Origin of the sequence: Nocardia sichangensis, assembly GCF_047200615.1 — a bacterium.
Lineage (GTDB): Bacteria > Actinomycetota > Actinomycetes > Mycobacteriales > Mycobacteriaceae > Nocardia > Nocardia sichangensis.
Genome location: NZ_JBJZOK010000035.1, coordinates 53657 through 70066 on the forward strand (window position 1 = coordinate 53657; position 16410 = coordinate 70066).

At 71.8% G+C, this 16410-nt stretch carries 13 protein-coding genes; 12 read left to right on the plus strand and 1 reads right to left on the minus strand.

Annotated features, from left to right (window positions below; genetic code table 11):
• The first annotated feature begins 1 nt into the window (after position 1).
• The 8 genes from ACL03I_RS33905 (at position 2) to ACL03I_RS33940 (ending at position 8532) form a co-directional block, all read left to right on the plus strand.
• Positions 2 to 1006 (plus strand): ABC transporter permease, encoded by a 1005-nt coding sequence (locus ACL03I_RS33905; protein WP_412807991.1) that lies wholly within the window; start codon positions 2 to 4, stop codon positions 1004 to 1006.
• A 143-nt stretch (positions 1007 to 1149) separates the two neighbouring features.
• The gene (locus ACL03I_RS33910; protein WP_412807996.1) at positions 1150 to 1947 is read left to right on the plus strand and encodes an ABC transporter permease; all 798 of its coding nucleotides are present in this window, start codon (positions 1150 to 1152) and stop codon (positions 1945 to 1947) included.
• Positions 1944 to 3566, plus strand: a complete 1623-nt coding sequence (locus ACL03I_RS33915; protein WP_412807992.1) for a dipeptide ABC transporter ATP-binding protein — start codon at positions 1944 to 1946, stop codon at positions 3564 to 3566. Before ACL03I_RS33910 ends, ACL03I_RS33915 begins: the two co-directional genes overlap by 4 nt.
• Positions 3567 to 3742: 176 nt before the next feature.
• Positions 3743 to 4075: a hypothetical protein gene (locus ACL03I_RS33920; RefSeq protein WP_355079607.1), complete on the plus strand. Its 333-nt coding sequence runs from the start codon at positions 3743 to 3745 to the stop codon at positions 4073 to 4075.
• A complete protein-coding gene (locus tag ACL03I_RS33925; RefSeq protein ID WP_355079605.1) occupies positions 4075 to 5208 on the plus strand; it encodes an LLM class flavin-dependent oxidoreductase in 1134 nt (377 codons plus the stop codon). The genes ACL03I_RS33920 and ACL03I_RS33925 overlap by 1 nt, the downstream gene beginning before the upstream one ends.
• Positions 5205 to 6575, plus strand: coding sequence for an NtaA/DmoA family FMN-dependent monooxygenase (locus ACL03I_RS33930; RefSeq protein WP_355079603.1), 1371 nt, complete (start codon positions 5205 to 5207; stop codon positions 6573 to 6575). The genes ACL03I_RS33925 and ACL03I_RS33930 overlap by 4 nt, the downstream gene beginning before the upstream one ends.
• Complete coding sequence (locus ACL03I_RS33935; protein ID WP_379253072.1) at positions 6572 to 7378, plus strand: DUF1684 domain-containing protein; 807 nt, start codon at positions 6572 to 6574, stop codon at positions 7376 to 7378. The genes ACL03I_RS33930 and ACL03I_RS33935 overlap by 4 nt, the downstream gene beginning before the upstream one ends.
• Positions 7375 to 8532, plus strand: coding sequence for an LLM class flavin-dependent oxidoreductase (locus ACL03I_RS33940; RefSeq protein WP_355079600.1), 1158 nt, complete (start codon positions 7375 to 7377; stop codon positions 8530 to 8532). The genes ACL03I_RS33935 and ACL03I_RS33940 overlap by 4 nt, the downstream gene beginning before the upstream one ends.
• A 419-nt stretch (positions 8533 to 8951) precedes the next feature.
• On the opposite strand, the gene ACL03I_RS33945 is transcribed toward ACL03I_RS33940, so the two are convergent.
• Positions 8952 to 9953, minus strand: coding sequence for a methylenetetrahydrofolate reductase (locus ACL03I_RS33945; RefSeq protein WP_355079598.1), 1002 nt, complete (start codon positions 9951 to 9953; stop codon positions 8952 to 8954).
• A 185-nt stretch (positions 9954 to 10138) separates the two neighbouring features.
• On the opposite strand from ACL03I_RS33945, the gene ACL03I_RS33950 reads away from it, so the two are divergent.
• The 4 genes from ACL03I_RS33950 to ACL03I_RS33965 all read left to right on the plus strand — a co-directional run bounded on the left by ACL03I_RS33950 (position 10139) and on the right by ACL03I_RS33965 (position 15679).
• The gene (locus tag ACL03I_RS33950; protein ID WP_397281772.1) at positions 10139 to 11272 is read left to right on the plus strand and encodes a polyprenyl synthetase family protein; all 1134 of its coding nucleotides are present in this window, start codon (positions 10139 to 10141) and stop codon (positions 11270 to 11272) included.
• 22 nt (positions 11273 to 11294) lie between these two features.
• Positions 11295 to 12878 carry a phytoene desaturase family protein gene (gene crtI, locus ACL03I_RS33955; RefSeq protein ID WP_412807993.1) on the plus strand — a complete coding sequence of 528 codons (1584 nt, stop codon included), beginning with the start codon at positions 11295 to 11297 and terminating at the stop codon, positions 12876 to 12878.
• A gap of 63 nt (positions 12879 to 12941) precedes the next feature.
• Positions 12942 to 14663, plus strand: coding sequence for an alpha-(1->6)-mannopyranosyltransferase A (locus ACL03I_RS33960; RefSeq protein WP_412807994.1), 1722 nt, complete (start codon positions 12942 to 12944; stop codon positions 14661 to 14663).
• Entirely contained in the window at positions 14660 to 15679 is a 1020-nt protein-coding gene (locus ACL03I_RS33965) for a phytoene/squalene synthase family protein (RefSeq protein ID WP_355079593.1), read from the plus strand. Before ACL03I_RS33960 ends, ACL03I_RS33965 begins: the two co-directional genes overlap by 4 nt.
• The last annotated feature ends 731 nt before the right edge of the window (positions 15680 to 16410 follow it).

Consider the following 16410-nt stretch of genomic DNA (forward strand, 5'->3'; position numbering starts at 1 on the left):
CATGGCGCGCTATCTGGCCCTGCGGGCACTGCAGGCGATCTGGGTGCTGTGGGCGGCGTTCACGCTGTCGTTCGTTGTGCTGTACCTGCTGCCCGCCGACCCGATCTCGATCGCGGCCGACGGCGGCGGCGCAGGCACGCCGGTGGACAAGGCCGCCATCGCCGAGATGCAGGCCCGCTACGGGCTGGATCGGCCGCTGTGGGAACAGTATTCGACCGCGCTCGGGCACGCCGTGCGCGGCGACCTCGGGCATTCCATCGCGACCGGGCAGCCGGTCACCGGCGCGATCGGTGACGCGCTGCCCGCCACGCTCGAATTGACCGGCACCGCATTGCTCTTCGCGGTCGTCGGCGGCGTCGCGCTGGCGTTCGCGGCCACCCAGACCCGGCGGCCCTGGCTGCGCAACGCCTTGGCCGCGCTGCCGTCGCTCGGCGTCTCGGTGCCGACCTTCTGGACCGGACTGCTACTGCTGCAAGTGTTCTCGTTCCAATTGCGGCTGGCTCCGGCATTCGGCGGACACGGTTTCGCCGGCACGGTGCTGCCCGCACTCACCCTGGCCCTGCCGATCGGCGCGGTCATCGCACAAGTGCTCACCGCCGGGTTGGAGACGACCTGGCGTCAGCCGTTCGTCGACGTGGCCCTGGCCAAGGGCGGGTCGCGCTGGTGGGTGCGGCGCACGCACGTGCTGCGCCCGGCCAGTGTGCCCGCGTTCACCATCGCGGGGGTCCTGGTCGGCAACATGCTCGCCGGATCGGTGGTGGTGGAGACGGTCTTCGCCCGCCAAGGCGTCGGGCGGCTGACCCAGACCGCGGTGCTGGCGCAGGACATCCCCGTGGTGCAGGGCATCGTGCTGCTCACCTCAGTGGTGTTCGTCAGCGTGAATCTGGCGGTGGACCTGCTGTATCCGATGCTCGACCCGCGCATCGCCGCCCGCTCTCGCGGTGTGCGCGGCGAGTCCGAGCAGACCGCCGCCGACACCGGCGAGGAGGCGATCGTCCGTGCCTGACCCCGCTCCCGTCATTCGTAACGCCGGGCTCCTGCTCGGCGCACCACTCGCCGAGGGGGTACGGACCCGTGGTTGACGTCACCGAGGAACAGCGCGCAGCGGTGCTGACCGGTCTGCGACGACCGGCCGTGCGGTGGAAGACTCTGCGCGGCAATGCCGGACTGCTGGTGTCGGGCGCCGTCGCGCTGCTCGCCGTGGGGTGGGCGCTGGCGCCGTCGGTCTTCGCCGGTGGCGACCCGCTGACCGGCGTGCCCGCGCAGAAGTTGCAGAGCCCGAGCGCTCGACACTGGTTCGGCACCGACAATCTCGGGCGCGATCTGTACACCCGGATGGTGCACGGCGCCGGGCTCTCGCTGACCGCCACCCTGGCCGCGGTGGGCATAGCGCTGGTCGCCGGGGCGCTGCTCGGGCTGTTGTCCGGCGCGGTCGGCGGCGTGGTGGACGCCGTCGTCATGCGGCTGGTCGACGTGCTGCTGTCGGTGCCCTCGCTGCTGCTGTCGCTCGCGCTGGTCACCGCGCTCGGCTTCGGCACCCGCAACGTAGCGCTGGCGGTGGGCATTTCGCTGGTGGCCAATTTCGCCCGCGTGATGCGATCGGAAGTGCTGCGGGTGCGCCAGGCGGTGTACGTGGAGGCCGCCCACGCCGCGGGCGCACGCTGGTACACGGTGCTGGCCAGGCACGTGCTGCCCAATTCCATCCAGCCCGTACTCGCCTTGGCCGCGGTGGAATTCGGCATGGCGGTGCTGGCCGTGTCGGCGCTGAGCTTCCTCGGCTACGGCGCGAAGCCGCCCACGCCCGAGTGGGGCACGCTGATCTCCGAGGGCCGCAACTATCTCGCGACCGCGTGGTGGATGACCACCCTGCCCGGTCTCGTCATCATCGCCGTCGTGCTCGCCGCGCAGCGCCTCGGCCGCGCGATCGGGAAGGGAGAACGCGCGTGAGCGCCCCGGCATCTCCACTGCTGCACGTCGAGGACCTGCGGGTTCGTTACCGCTCGGACACCGGCCCGGTCACCGCGCTCGACGGTGTGTCACTCACCGTGGCCCGCGGCGAGGTGGTGGCGCTGGTCGGCGAGTCCGGTTCCGGCAAGTCCACGCTCGCCCACGCCGTGATCGGCCTGCTCGGCGCGAACGCCGAGATCGCGGGTGGCACCGTGACCTTCGACGGCGCCGTGGTCGACACCGGCTCCGAACGCGCGCTGCGGCGGCTGCGGGGAGCGCGCATCGGCTTCGTCCCGCAGGACCCCGGGCTGTCGCTGAATCCGGTCCGGCGAATCGGCGACCAAGTCGCCGAATCGCTGCTGGTACACGGACTGGCCGACCGCAAAGCGGCACGGGCGCGGGCGATCGAGCTGCTGACCGACGCCGGACTGGACCGGCCCGAACTACGGGCCACCCAGTACCCGCACGAGCTTTCCGGCGGGCAGCGCCAGCGGGTGCTGATCGCCTCGGCGCTGGCCTGCGCACCGGACCTGGTCATCGCCGACGAGCCGACCAGCGCGCTCGACGCGACCGTCGCGCGCCGGGTACTGGATCGGCTCGCCGAGCAGATCGCGGCGCGCGGCACGGCGGTGCTGCTGATCACCCACGATCTGGCCGTCGCCGCCGAACGCGCGGACCGCCTGGTCGTGCTCAACGGCGGCGAGGTGGTGGAAAGCGGCGCCACCGCCGAACTGCTGGCCACGCCGCACCACCCGTACACCAAGCGCCTGCTCGCCGCCTCACCCAGCCTCGCGCCCGCCGACGGCTACCGCGAGCCCAAGCCCAGGACGGGCGAGCCGCTACTGGTCTTGCGCGAGGTGCACAAGACCTTCCGGGCGCACGGGGGCGACAGCGTGACGGCGGTGGCCGGGGTCGGTTTCGAACTCGGTCGCGGCGAGACCCTCTCGCTGGTCGGCGAATCCGGATCAGGCAAGTCCACCACCGCGCGGATCGCGCTGCGGCTCACCGAACCCGACCGCGGCGAGGTCACCTTCGACGGGCAGTCGCTGTCGCGGGCCCGCGGGTCGCGGCTGCGCGCACTGCGCAAACGCTTCCAGGTGGTGTACCAGAACCCCTACGCCTCACTGGATCCGCGTTGGCGGGTCGGTGCGATCGTCGAGGAACCGTTGCGCGCGTTCGGCATCGGGAACCGCGCGCAGCGCCGCGACCGCGTGGCGGAACTGCTCGCGCAGGTCGCGCTCCCGCCCGGTTTCGCCCAGCGCAGGCCCGCCGAGTTGTCCGGGGGACAGCGTCAGCGCGTCGCCATCGCCCGGGCGCTGGCGCTGCATCCGGAACTGCTGGTGCTCGACGAACCGGTCTCCGCGCTGGACGCCTCGGTGCAGGCGCAGATTCTCGAATTGCTCGACCGGCTGCAGGCCGAGTTGTCGCTGAGCTACCTGTTCATCTCGCACGATCTGGCTGTGGTGCGCCGCATCAGCGATCACGTCGCGGTGCTGCGGCACGGCCGCATCGTCGAATCCGGCCGCACCGCAGAGATCTTCGGCGATCCGCGCCACGAGTACACCCGTGAACTGTTGTCGGCCATACCGGCGCCCGCCCTGGCGAAAGGCGTGTCCTGATGCCGAATCCGACCTACCGCCACAGCCGCGTGCTGAACCGGCGGCGCTGGGCTCCGTGCCGCAGCCGCCCGGAACCCGCCGTCTCGTCCTCCGCGATTACCCCTCCCCGCTCACCGGAGCCCACCACCGGCCACAAGCCGAGCACATGGTGGCACCGACCGAAAAGGATCGCCCTGATGGTGTACTCCGCCTTCAACCGGAAGCCCGACGCCGACGCCGAACCGGCCGCCGCGCCGGACGTTCCAGCCGACCCCGCCGCCTTCGAAGCCGACCCGGCCCGCTGGTGGCGCACCCGCCTGCGCGCCCCGCGCGCCGCCGAGATCTCCGGTAACGCGCGGGTCCACGCGGTCGCACCGGTCCGCGCCGAGCGGGACCGCCGCGTCGTCCGCTCCTCGCCCGGCATACGCGCCGCGCTGTGGCAGCAGGCGTTGTTCTCGGCCCCCGATGTCGCAGGAGCGGGCACGCACCCGGCGCTGCGGCAGCAGATCGACGCGGAGGGCACGGCCTGATGACGGATTCCGGCCTCTTCCTCGCCGTCGAGGCGGCGGGGACCGGCGCGCACCCCGCGTCCTGGCGGCGTGCCGACTCACGCGCCGAAGACCTGTTCACCGGGCGGTACTGGGTCGATCTGATCGTCGCGGCCGAGCGGGCGGGCGTCGACGCGGTGTTCCTGCCCGACTCGTTCGGCTTGCAGCCCGGCGGCCCCGGCGCCACCCGGGGCAGGCTCGACGCGGTCGCGATCGCCGCCCGCGTCGCCGCCGCCACTCACCGCGTCGGCCTGATCCCGCAGGCGCCGGTCACCCACACCGAGCCGTTCCATCTGGCGAAGGCGTTCCAGAGCCTGGATTTCGCCACGCTCGGCCGGGCGGGCTGGGAGGTCACCGTTTCCGAAGGAGACGAGCAGGCGCGGGCGTTCGGACGCAAACCGGCACAGGAGGCGGCCGCGCTGTGGCACGAGGCCGACGAGGCGATCGATGTCGTCACCCGGCTGTGGGACAGCTGGGAGGATGACGCGGAGATCCGCGACGCCGCGACCGGCCGCTTCGTCGACCGGGACAAACTGCACTACATCGACTTCACCGGCGACAACTTCGCGGTGAAGGGGCCATCGATCACTCCGCGCTCGCCCCAGGGTCAGCCGATCGTCGCGGTGCGCGCAGACGGCGCGGCCGACACCGAGGTCGCGCTGCGCCGCGCCGACCTGATCCGGATCGACGCGGCGGATCTCGACGCGGCACGGACGCGGCGCACCGAAGTGCGTGCTGCGCTGACGGCCGCGGGACGCGACCCCGACAGCGTGCAGGTGCTGCTGGATCTGGACATCCATCTGGCGGACTCCCCGGACACGGCACGTGTGGACGTCCACACTCTGGACAGCTGGGCCGACCCGGTCCGCACCCCCGCGCCGACCGCCCTGCGCCACGTCGGGACCACCGCGACGCTGCGTGAACTGCTCGCGGACGTGGCTGCCGCCGAGGCCGCCGACGGCGTGGTCCTGCGCCCCCTCGCGCTTCCCGCCGCCGTCCGTCTGCTGTCCGCACTGGACCGGAAACCGCTGCCCGCGGGCACTTTACGCGCTCGCCTCGGCCTGCCCCGCCCGGCGAGCCGCTACGCCACCAGCACGGAAGGCACGCTGTCGTGACCGACAAGCCCCGCAAGCCCGTCCACCTCGCCGCCCACTTCCCCGGCGTGAACAACACCACCGTCTGGAGCGATCCCGAGTCGGGCAGCCAGATCGATTTCGCGTCGTTCGAGCATCTGGCGCGGACCGCCGAGCGCGGCCTGTTCGACTTCTTCTTCCTCGCCGAAGGACTGCGTCTGCGCGAACACCTCGGCCGCATCCACGATCTGGACGTCGTGGGCAGGCCGGACACCTTCACCGTGCTCAACGCGCTGGCCGGGGTGACCGAGAAGCTCGGCCTTGCCGGCACCATCAACAGCACCTACAACGAACCGTTCGAGCTGGCCAAGCAATTCGCCTCGCTCGACCACCTCTCCGGCGGGCGCGCGGCCTGGAACGTCGTGACCTCCTCCGACGCGTTCACCGGCGCGAACTTCCGGCGCGGCGGCTATCTCGAGCACGGGCAGCGCTACCGCCGCGCGGCCGAGACCGTCGAGGTGACCCGGGCGTTGTGGGACAGTTGGGCCGCGGACTCCCTGGTCGTCGATCGGGAGGCCGGGGTGTTCGCCCGCGACATCCCGGAAACCCGGCATCGCGGAACGCAATTCGACATCGCCGCCCGATTCGTGCTCCCGCCGAGCCCGCAAGGCCACCCGGTGCTGCTGCAGGCGGGCGACTCCGACGACGGCCGGGAATTCGGCGCGGCCACGGCCGACGCGATCTTCACCGGCCACGGCACCCTGGCGGACGGGCAGCGCTTCTACGCGGACCTCAAGGGCCGCCTGGCCAAATACGGGCGCACCCCCGACGAGCTGAAGATCCTCCCGGCCGCCACCTTCGTCCTCGGAGACACCGAGGCCGAAGCCGAGGAGCGCGCCCGGCACATCCGCCTGCAGCAGGTCGGTCCGCAGACCGCGATCGCCTTCCTCGAGCAGGTCTGGGGCCGCGACCTCTCCGGCTACGACCCGGACGGCCCGCTGCCGGAGGTCGAGCCCGCCGACAACGTCACCGTCACCCGCGGCCGCGTACGGCACGCCAAGGACCCCCGGGCGGTCGCCGAGGCTTGGCGGGCCAAGGCGGAAGCGGGCGGGCTCAGCATCCGGGAGCTGATCATCGAGGTCACCGCGCGCCAGCAGTTCATCGGCACGCCCGCGTCGGTCGCCGAGCAGATCGACACCTATGTGCAATCCGACGCCGCCGACGGATTCATCCTGGTCCCGCACCTCACCCCGCACGGGCTCGACGAGTTCGTCGACCGGGTCGTCCCGGAACTCCAGGAGCGCGGCAGCTTCCGCACCGAGTACGCCGGAACCACCTTGCGCGACCACCTCGGCCTGCGCCATCCCCACCGTCGCACCACCGCCCACGAAGGAGCCATAGCGTCATGACCACCAGCATCACCAGCGTTTTCGAGACCGAGTGGGCGCGCTGGCACCACGCGCGCGAGGACCAGTTGCGCGACCCGCTCGGCTTTCTCAGCCTGACCGGGCTGCACTGGCTCACCGACCGCCCCGAGCGGCTGCCGGATGTCCCCGGCACCTGGTGGGTCACCGACGAGAAGGTGTTCATCACCGCCCAGCCCGCCGACCGGCTGGAGTACGACGGGCTCGGCATCGCCGGCGTGCAGATCGTCACCCCCGCCGAAGGCGCGCCCGGACTGCACGTCCGGCAGGAGCGCCGGGTGCTCGAGGTGATCCGCCGCACAGGTCGCTACGCCGTCCGGGTGCACGACCCGGCCTCCCCCGCCCTGCTCACCTTCGACGGCATCCCGTCGTATCGACCCGATCCACGCTGGGTGCTCTCCGGGCGGTTCACCCCGTTCGAGGAACAGCGGACCGTGGTCACCGGCGCGGTGATCGAGGGACTCGAACACCACCACAGCGCCGCGGGCACCATCGAATTCCGCATCGGCGAGGTGACCGAACGGGTCGTCGCGTTCGGCGACCGGAACGACCTGCGCGTGCTGTTCACCGACGCGACCAGCGGTGTGACGACCTACCCGGCCGCACGGTCACTGACCGTGGGCGCACCGGAGGCGGACGGCACGGTGGTGCTGGACTTCAACCGCGCGGCGAATCTGCCGTGCGCGTTCACCGATTTCGCGACCTGCCCGGTGGCGCCCGCGCAGAACCGGCTGCGCGTGGCCATCGAAGCGGGCGAGCAGGATCCGCGGCAGGGGCGTGCGGCATGAGCGGGTCCGTTCCCCTATCGATCCTGGACCTGTCCCCGATCAGCGCGGGCTCCACCGCGCAGCAGGCGCTGCGCAACACCGTCGATCTGGCCCAGCACGCCGAACAGTGGGGCTACCACCGGTACTGGCTGGCCGAGCACCACTTCGTCAGGGTGGCCAGTTCCTCCTCGATCACCCTGATCGGCTTGGTCGCCGCGGCCACCAAGCGCATCCGCGTGGGTTCGGCGGCCGTGCAGGTAGGTCATCACACCTCGGCCTCGATCGTGGAGGCGTTCGGCACGATCGACGCGCTGTACCCGGGCCGGCTCGACCTGGGGCTGGGCCGGTCGGGTCATCGGCGCAGCCAGTTCGGGGCCGAAGCCGGGCGCAACAAGGGCGGTAAACCGGTGGTCGACGCGGTGACCGGGCGCACCGAGATCCGCGACGGCGTGGTCGTTCCGCCGCCGTTCGACCCGGGCCGCATCCTGGACCGGTCGAAATTCATCGCCTCGGTGGGCGCGTTGCAGCAGCGCGGCGCGGAGCCGCTGGATTTCGCCGAGCAGATCGGCGAGGTGCGCGCCCTGTTGGCCGGTAGTTTCGTCAGCCCGGAAGGCGTTGCGCTGCACGCTGTTCCCGGTGAGAACGCACAGGTACGGCTGTGGCTGTTCGGCAGTACCGGCGGCGAGAGCGCGGAGCTGGCCGGGCGGCTGGGGCTGCCGTTCGCCGCGGCCTATCACGTCTCGCCGGGCACCGCGCTGGACGCGATCGAGGCGTATCGGGCGGCGTTCCGCCCGTCCGCCGACTCGGCCGAGCCGTACGTGGTGATCTCCGCGGACGTGGTCGTGGCCGAGGACGACGCGACCGCACAGCGGCTGGCCGCCAGTTACGGTCACTGGGTGCACAGCATCCGCAGCGGGGCGGGAGCGGCCGACTATCCCGATCCGGCGACCATCGCGCCGCTCACCGCGGAGCAGCGGCGTCTGGTCGACGACCGCCTTGCCACCCAGTTCGTGGGATCACCCGGCACGGTCGCGGAACGGCTCGCCGCGCTGCAACGCGTCAGCGGGGCGGACGAGTTGCTCGTCACCACGATCACTCATCAGCACGCCGATCGCCTGGAATCGTATCGGCTGCTCGCCGAGGCATGGGGACTGCGCGCGGCTCGCGCCGCCTGACCGGTGCCCTGCCGGTGCGTCCTCGTGCGCACCGGCAGACTCCGGGATCATCTCGCCCGGGTTCCGTCGATCGGCGTCCGGCCCGGCCGCACCGGCACCGGAGCACCGCGCGCTACCACTGAACGCCGATTCGGCCCATCGCGTGTTCCGGACACTCGCCCGACCGGTGATCGCCGACTCGGCTCGGCCGCACCGGCACCGGAGCACCGCGCGCTACCGCTGAACGCCGATTCGGCCCGACGCGTGTTCCGGACACTCGCCCGACCGGTGATCGCCGACTCGGCTCGACGCGCACGTTTCGGACGATCGCCCGACCGGTGATCGGCCGTTCGACTCGACATGCGTTCCGGACGACCACCCGTACGCACCGCTGAACACCGCCGGCTCGACGCGCCGTGATCAGAGGACCCCGTGCGCGGTCAGGCGCTGACCGGAGTCGCCGTGACGCCGTAACCGAGGTTGGTCAGCACCTCGCTGGTCGCCTTGGCGAAATTGAGCGTGATGAAATGCAGGCAGGGCGCGCCCTCGTCGATCAGCCGCTGGGCGATCTCGGTGGCGATCTCGATGCCCGCCGCGCGCACCGCCGCGGCGTTCTCCTCACCGTCGTCGCCCGCCGCCTTGCGCAGCCGGTCCAGCACGGCGGCGGGCAGCGGCCTGCCACACAGCTCCTCGGCGCGCTGCACCGTGCGCAGCGACGTGATGGGCATCAGCTCCGGAATGATCGGCTTCGCGCCCTCGATCGGGTCGAGCGCGACGAGGCGATCGCGCAGACGCAGATAGTGCTCGACGTCGAAGAACATCTGGGTGATCGAATACTCCGCTCCCGCACGCAGTTTCGCGGCCAGGAACGCGGTGTCGGTCGCCAGGTCCGGCGAGCGGTGGTGGCCCTGCGGGAAGGAGGCCACGCCGACGTGGAAATCGCCGAGGTCGCGCACGATGCGCACCAGCTCCTCGGCGTAGGAGACGCCGTCGGGATGCTTGTGCCACTCGCCGAGGGGGTCACCGGGCGGGTCGCCGCGCAGCACCAGGATGTTGCGGATGCCCGAGTCGGCGTACGCGCCGACCAGCGAGCGCAGCTCCGCGACGCTGTGCTCCACCGCGGTCAGGTGCGCGACCGGCAGCAGCGTCGTCTCCTGCGCCAGCTGCCCGGTCACGCGGACAGTGCGGTCGCGAGTGGAACCGCCCGCGCCGTAGGTCATCGATACGAACGCGGGGTGCATGCACTCGAACTGCCGGACGGCGCGCCACAGCCGCGCTTCGGCGGCGGCGTCGCGCGGCGGATTGAACTCCACGGAGAACGGCACCGCGTGCCCCGCGTGCGCCCGCAGACTCTCCACGACCGACGGTGTGGCGGAGACGTTCGGGTGCGTCCGGGACGCCCGGCCAGGGGTCGAGCCGCCCCGCACGTTGTCGAAAGTCACCGGTTCAGTGTAGAGGTGGCCGGTGGCGGCCCTGTCGGGTCGCTCGGACCCTCCGCGTATTCTTCGCATCGGGCGAGTTGTTCGCCACGCCGAGCGACACGCGCGACTGCCCCTCGCTCGGCCCCGAATCATCCGCAGCGCCCGGGCACCCTCCGCGACCCCGTGCGTCCACCATCCGCACGACCTTGGAGGCTCCTCTGTCCGCCGCAACCGGTACTCAGACGCCGCGCCCAGCGGTGCCGCAGCCGGGCACCCCCGCCTTCGTCACCGCCGTGGAAGACGCCCTGACCCATTTCTTCGCCACCCGCCGCTCGACGACCGAGCGCCTCGGCCCGGTCTTCGTCGAGGCCACCGACGCACTCGAGCAGTTCGTGCTCCGCGGCGGGAAACGCACCCGGCCGGCGTTCGCGTGGACCGGCTGGCTCGGAGCGGGCGGCGATCCGCACGCCCCCGACGCCGCTGCGGTGCTCACCGCGTGCTCCGCGCTCGAGCTCGTCCAGGCGTGCGCGCTGGTCCACGACGACATCATCGACTCCTCCCGCACCCGCCGCCGATTCCCCACCGTGCACGTCGACTTCGAGCAGCGCCACCGCGACCGCGGATGGTCCGGCGACTCGGCGCACTTCGGCGCCAGCGTGGCCATCCTGATCGGAGATCTGGCGCTGTCCTGGGCCGATGACATGGTGCACGCGTCCGGCCTCGCCCCCGCGGCCATCGCCCGGTTCGCGCCGGTGTGGGCCGACATGCGCACCGAGGTGCTCGGCGGCCAACTGCTCGACATCAGCGGCGAGGCGGGCGGCGACGAATCGGTCGAGGCCGCGCTGCGGATCAACCGCTACAAGACCGCCGCCTACACCGTCGAACGCCCGCTGCATCTCGGCGCCGCGATCGCCGCCGCTGGTCAGGAGCTGATCGAGGCCTACCGCGAGTTCGGCACCGCGATCGGGATCGCCTTCCAGCTGCGCGACGACCTGCTCGGCGTGTTCGGCGATCCGGCGGTCACCGGCAAGCCCTCCGGCGACGACCTGCGCGAGGGCAAGCGCACCGTGCTGCTGGCCGAAGCGCTGCGACGCGCCGACGACGCCGATCCCGCCGCGGCCGCGCTGCTGCGCTCGAGCATCGGCACCGACCTGAGCGCGGAGCAGGTGCAGCGGCTGCGCGCTCTGCTGGTCGAACTCGGCGCGGTCGACGAAGTGGAGCGCCGCATCACCGAACTCACCGACACCGGCCTGGCGGCCATCGAGGCCAGCTCGGCGACGCCCGCGGCCAAGGAACGGCTGCGCGCCATGGCGCTGGCCGCCACCAAGCGTGCCGCGTGAGCGCCACGGCGAGGAGACTCCGATGAGAACCGTTGCGGGACCGACCGATCGCGTCGTGGTGGTCGGTGCGGGACTGGCCGGGCTTTCGGCCGCCCTGTATCTGACCGGTGCGGGTCGCACGGTGACGCTGCTCGAGCGGGCCGACCACCCCGGTGGCCGGGTCGGACGCTACCGGGGCGCCGACTACGACATCGATTCCGGCGCCACCGTCCTCACGCTGCCCGAACTGATCACCGACGCGCTCGACGCCGTCGGCCGCGCCCCGGAGACCTGCGTGCCCCCGCTGCGCATCCACCGGCTGGCTCCTGGCTATCACGCCCGGTTCGCCGACGGCGCCGAGATCAGGGTCTTCGCCGATCCGGACGCGATGGCCGCGGAAGTCGAGCGGGCCTGCGGCCCGGCCGAGGCACGGGGATACCGGCGGCTGCGCGCCTGGCTGGCGCGGGTCTACGCGGCCGAGTTCACCGAGTTCATGGACACCAACTTCGACTCGCCGCTGGATATGGTGCGCGTCCCCGAGAAGCGCCGCGCCCTGGCCGAATTGGTGCGACTCGGCGGCTTCGGCAGGCTCGGTCCCCGGGTGCGCGGGTTCCTGCGGGACCCGCGCCTGGCGCGACTGTTCACCTTCCAGGCGCTCTACGCGGGCATGCCGCCCGCGCGGGCGCTCGCCGTGTACGGCGCGATCCCGCACATGGACACCTCGCTCGGCGTGTATTTCCCCGAGGGCGGGATGCGGGCGATAGCCGCTGCGCTGGCGCAGGCGTTCACCGAGGCGGGCGGCACGCTGGAACTGAACGCCGAAGTGGTCGGGATCGACTACGCGGACCGCCGCGCCCGGCGCGCTCGCACTGCCGACGGGCGTTCGTTCGACTGTGACGCGCTGGTGCTCACCGCAGATCTCGGCTCGCTCGACCGGCTCGGCGTGCGGCCCCGGCGCGGGCTGCGCGCTTCGCCGTCGGCGGTCGTCGCGCACGGCACCGTCCCCGCCGCCGTCGCGGCGGACTGGCCGGTGCAGGCCCACCACACCATCGAGTTCGGGCAGGCCTGGGATCGGACATTCGCCGAGATCACGGCCCGCCGGGGCCACGGCAGGCTGATGAGCGACCCCTCGCTGCTGCTGACCCGGCCCGCGCTGACCGATCCGAGCCTGTTCATCGAACGCGCCGACGGACGTCACGAGCCGTTCTCCCTGCTGGCGCCGTGCCCGAATCTTTCGGCGGCGCCGCTGGACTGGCCGCGTCTCGGCCCCGCCTATCTCCGCGAGCTGCTCGCCGTGCTGGAAGCGCGCGGTTATCGGGGCATCGCCGAGCATTTCGCCGTCGACCGGCTCGACACACCGCGGACGTGGCTCGACCGCGGCATGCTCGCGGGCACGCCGTTCTCCGCCGCTCACCTCTTCCGCCAGACCGGTCCCTTCAGGCCGAGCAATTTCCCGCGTTCCAGCGACAACGTGGTTATCGCTGGTTGCGGCACCACTCCTGGCGTGGGCGTGCCGACCGCCCTGCTCTCTGGAAAACTGGCGGCAAACCGTATTGCTCGCGCGATCGCGCCCACTTCGCCTGGAACCCCGCGCACCAGCCGGATAGTGTTCGAGGCGACGCCGTAAACTAAGCGCCGACCTATTCGCTCGCGGTTGCGACCGCCGACCATTCGGGGGGACCGACACCAGATGGCATCCCCCGAAACGCGCACCGCAGAGGCCGCCTCCGCCGGTGACGTCCGCTCCTCGTCGCCCGCCTCCGCAGGTCGCGAATCGGCCACCCCTCGCGGTGTCCTGTGGTGGGTCCGCACCTCCGCCGACTTCGCCAGAAGCCCCGAGGGCCATGCCGCACTGCTCGGCTTCTTCGGCGCGATCATGATCATGTTCGGCGGGTTCGGCGCGGGCAGTGTCCGCAAGCGGGACCCGCTGCTCGAGGCGATGCACCTGTCCTGGCTGCGGTTCGGCCACGGCTACGCGCTGTCGACCATCTGCATCTGGATCGGCGTGCTGCTCATGATCACCGCGTGGGTGCGGCTCGGGCGCGCCACGATCGGCACGGGCGACCGGACCGACGCCGAGGTGACGCTGAACGAGTTGCGCGCCATCGTCGGCATCTGGATCGCGCCGCTGTTGTTCGCCGTGCCGATGTTCAGCCGCGACGCCTACTCCTACCTCGCACAGGGCGCGCTGCTGCGCGACGGCTTCGACCCCTACCAGGTCGGTCCGGTGGCGAATCCCGGTGTGCTGCTGGACAACGTGAGCCCCGTGTGGACCACCACCACCGCGCCGTACGGCCCGGTGTTCCTGCTGCTCGGGCGCGCGATCACCGCCGTGACCGGCGACAACGTGGTGGCGGGCACCATCGCGATGCGGCTGGTCATGCTGCCCGGCCTGGCGCTGATGATGTGGGCGGTGCCGTATCTGACCAAGCACCTCGGCGGCAAGCCGACCGTCGCGCTGTGGCTGGCGGTGCTCAACCCGCTGGTACTCATCCACCTGATCGGCGGCGTACACAACGAGATGCTGATGGTCGGCCTGATGTGCGCGGGTATCGCGCTGGTGCTGGAGCGCCACCATGTTGCGGGCATCGTCGTCGTCGCCATCGGCGTGGCCATCAAGGCCACCGCGGGTGTGGCGCTGCCGTTCCTGGTCTGGATCTGGATGTTGCACGAACGCGAACGCCGCGCCGCGCAGCGGGTCGGGCGCGACCCGGCGCACCTGCCCGCCAGTGAGCAACCCGGAGACGCCGCGGAGCCCACCGAGGACATGCCGCATCCCGCACTCATGTTCGGCAAGATCGTGGGGCTCGGTCTGAGCGTGTTCGCGGTCGTCTTCGTCGCCGCCTCGGCCATCGCGGGCGTCGGCATCGGCTGGCTGACGGCGTTGTCCGGGTCCAAGAAGATCATCAACTGGCTGTCGCTGCCGACCGTGATGGCGCACGCGGTCACCTGGATCACCCCGCTGCGGCTGGAATCGGTGCTCGAGGTGACCCGCGCGATGTGCGCGCTGGCCCTGGTCGCGGTGCTCGCGTGGACCTGGTGGCGGTTCCGGCACAGCGAGCGGGAGGCGGTGCTCGGCATCCTCATCGCGTTCGTCGCGATCGTCATCCTGTCGCCCGCCGCACTGCCCTGGTACTACTCGTGGCCGCTGGCGCTGGCCGCCGGGTTCGCGCTGTCCACCACGACGCTGATGGCGCTGGTCGGCGTGTGCACCTGGCTCATGCTGGTCTTCCAGCCGGACGGTTCGATCGGCCTGTACAACTTCTGGCACGTCGTCGCCGCCACCTTCGCCGCGGTCGTGGCGGCGCTGTCGCTGCGCACGGTGGACCCGCTGCGCCTGCGCGCCACGCCGCCGGGCGATGTCGCGGCCACGCCCGGCGAGGCCACCGCTTCGCGCGCCGCCACCCCATGACCGAGGACCGCCTACCGGGTTCCGCGCTGCTGCCGCTCGCCTACCGCGAGTGCAGGCAGATCGCGGCCACCCATGGCCGCACCTATTTCCTGGCCACCCGGCTGCTGTCGGCCGAACGACGACCCGCCGTGCACGCGCTGTACGCGTTCGCGCGCATGGTGGACGACGTCGTCGACCGGGCGGGCCGTCCCGCCGCGGCACACGATCGCGACCCGGCCGCGGAACTCGATCTGATCGAACGGGACCTGCGGGCCGCACTGGAATCGCGCCCCGGCAGCGCGAGCGCGGCACCGCACGCTTCTTCCGCCGACCGGCAGAACGACCGGAGCTGGGAATCGGGTCCGCGGCCGCGCGCCCTCGTCCTGGCGGCGGTCACCCACACCATCCACCGTTATGACATTGCCGCGCAGCACTTCTGGACGTTCCTGGATTCCATGCGAATGGACGCGCCTGGCGCCCCGGCGTTCCGTAATCGCTACGCCACCATGGCGCAGCTGCGCGAATACATGCGCGGCTCGGCGGCCGCGATCGGCTTGCAGCTGCTGCCGGTGCTCGGCACGGTCGTCCCGGTGTCCGCGGCCGAGCCCGCCGCCGCCGCGCTGGGCGAGGCGTTCCAGCTGACCAACTTCCTGCGGGACGTCGCGGAGGATCTCGACCGCGACCGCGTCTACCTGCCCGCCGACGCCCTCGCCGCGTTCGGCGTCGACGACGCCCTGCTGTTCGAATGTCGCCGCACCGGCCGGACCGATCCGCGCGTCCGACGTGCCCTCGCCCACCTCATCGCGGTCAACCGCGACCTCTACCGCCGCGCCGAACCCGGCATCGACCTGCTCGAACCGCGAGTACGCCCCGCCATCCGCACCGCGGCCACCCTCTACTCGGACATCCTGCACCACATCGAGCGCAGCGACTACGCCGTCTTCGGCCACCGCGCGGTAGTCCCCCGCCACCACCGCCTCCGCATAGCCGCCACCGAATTCACCACCGCCACACTCCGTGGCCGCCTCACCCGCTGACCACGGCCCCGATTCTTTCGGCACTGGTCCGATTGCAGCTTCACGATCCATCCCTCCTCCGAGCGACGGCCCGGACAAGACGCCACCATCAGCGCCCCGCCACCGCCAACGAGGCCTCGCCCTGTCCGACGTAAGAGCACCAGCCCAACCTTCGAGCGCGGTCGAACCGACACGCCGCGCCGCGGTGCCCCCAGAGAGGACCTCCAGGCCGCTCGGCAACCGCGAAACCCCTGGTAGCGACGTCACCACCCGACACAACCACACACACCTCGACCACAGGATCCGAGCGACGCGACACCGAGCACCACCACGCAAGCTCAAGGAAACCGGCACAGCAGCCGCACCGATGCCACCCCCACGGAAATCAGCCCTGCGACAACCACGAAACCCCTGGTAGCGAGGTCACCACCCGACGCACACCAGCTCAACCACAGGATTCGAGCGCAGCGGGACCGAGCATGCGCCGCGCAAGCCCGGTAGAACCGGCACAACAGGGGCAGCAATCCCACCAGCGCGGACCTCGGGCCCGCGGCAACAGCGAAACCCCTGGTAGCGAGGTCACACCGGACGCAAGGACACCACCTCGACCACAGGTTTCGAGCGAAGCGAGACCGAGCCTGTTCCGTTCGCGGCCCGGCTCGCGTTTGCGCGGCCGCCGCGTACCCCCCCCCCGGGGCAACGGACCGGGCGCGCCCACCGCACCCCAAAAGGGGCCCGAACCACCCCCCCCC

Bases quoted from the DNA above. Each gene is read 5' to 3' on its own strand.
- ACL03I_RS33965 (WP_355079593.1), top strand. From the start codon at position 14,660: ATGACCGAGGACCGCCTACCGGGTTCCGCGCTGCTGCCGCTCGCCTAC.
- crtI (WP_412807993.1), top strand. From the start codon at position 11,295: ATGAGAACCGTTGCGGGACCGACCGATCGCGTCGTGGTGGTCGGTGCG.
- ACL03I_RS33935 (WP_379253072.1), top strand. From the start codon at position 6,572: ATGACCACCAGCATCACCAGCGTTTTCGAGACCGAGTGGGCGCGCTGG.
- ACL03I_RS33905 (WP_412807991.1), top strand. From the start codon at position 2: ATGGCGCGCTATCTGGCCCTGCGGGCACTGCAGGCGATCTGGGTGCTG.
- ACL03I_RS33960 (WP_412807994.1), top strand. From the start codon at position 12,942: ATGGCATCCCCCGAAACGCGCACCGCAGAGGCCGCCTCCGCCGGTGAC.
- ACL03I_RS33920 (WP_355079607.1), top strand. From the start codon at position 3,743: ATGGTGTACTCCGCCTTCAACCGGAAGCCCGACGCCGACGCCGAACCG.
- ACL03I_RS33925 (WP_355079605.1), top strand. From the start codon at position 4,075: ATGACGGATTCCGGCCTCTTCCTCGCCGTCGAGGCGGCGGGGACCGGC.
- ACL03I_RS33940 (WP_355079600.1), top strand. From the start codon at position 7,375: ATGAGCGGGTCCGTTCCCCTATCGATCCTGGACCTGTCCCCGATCAGC.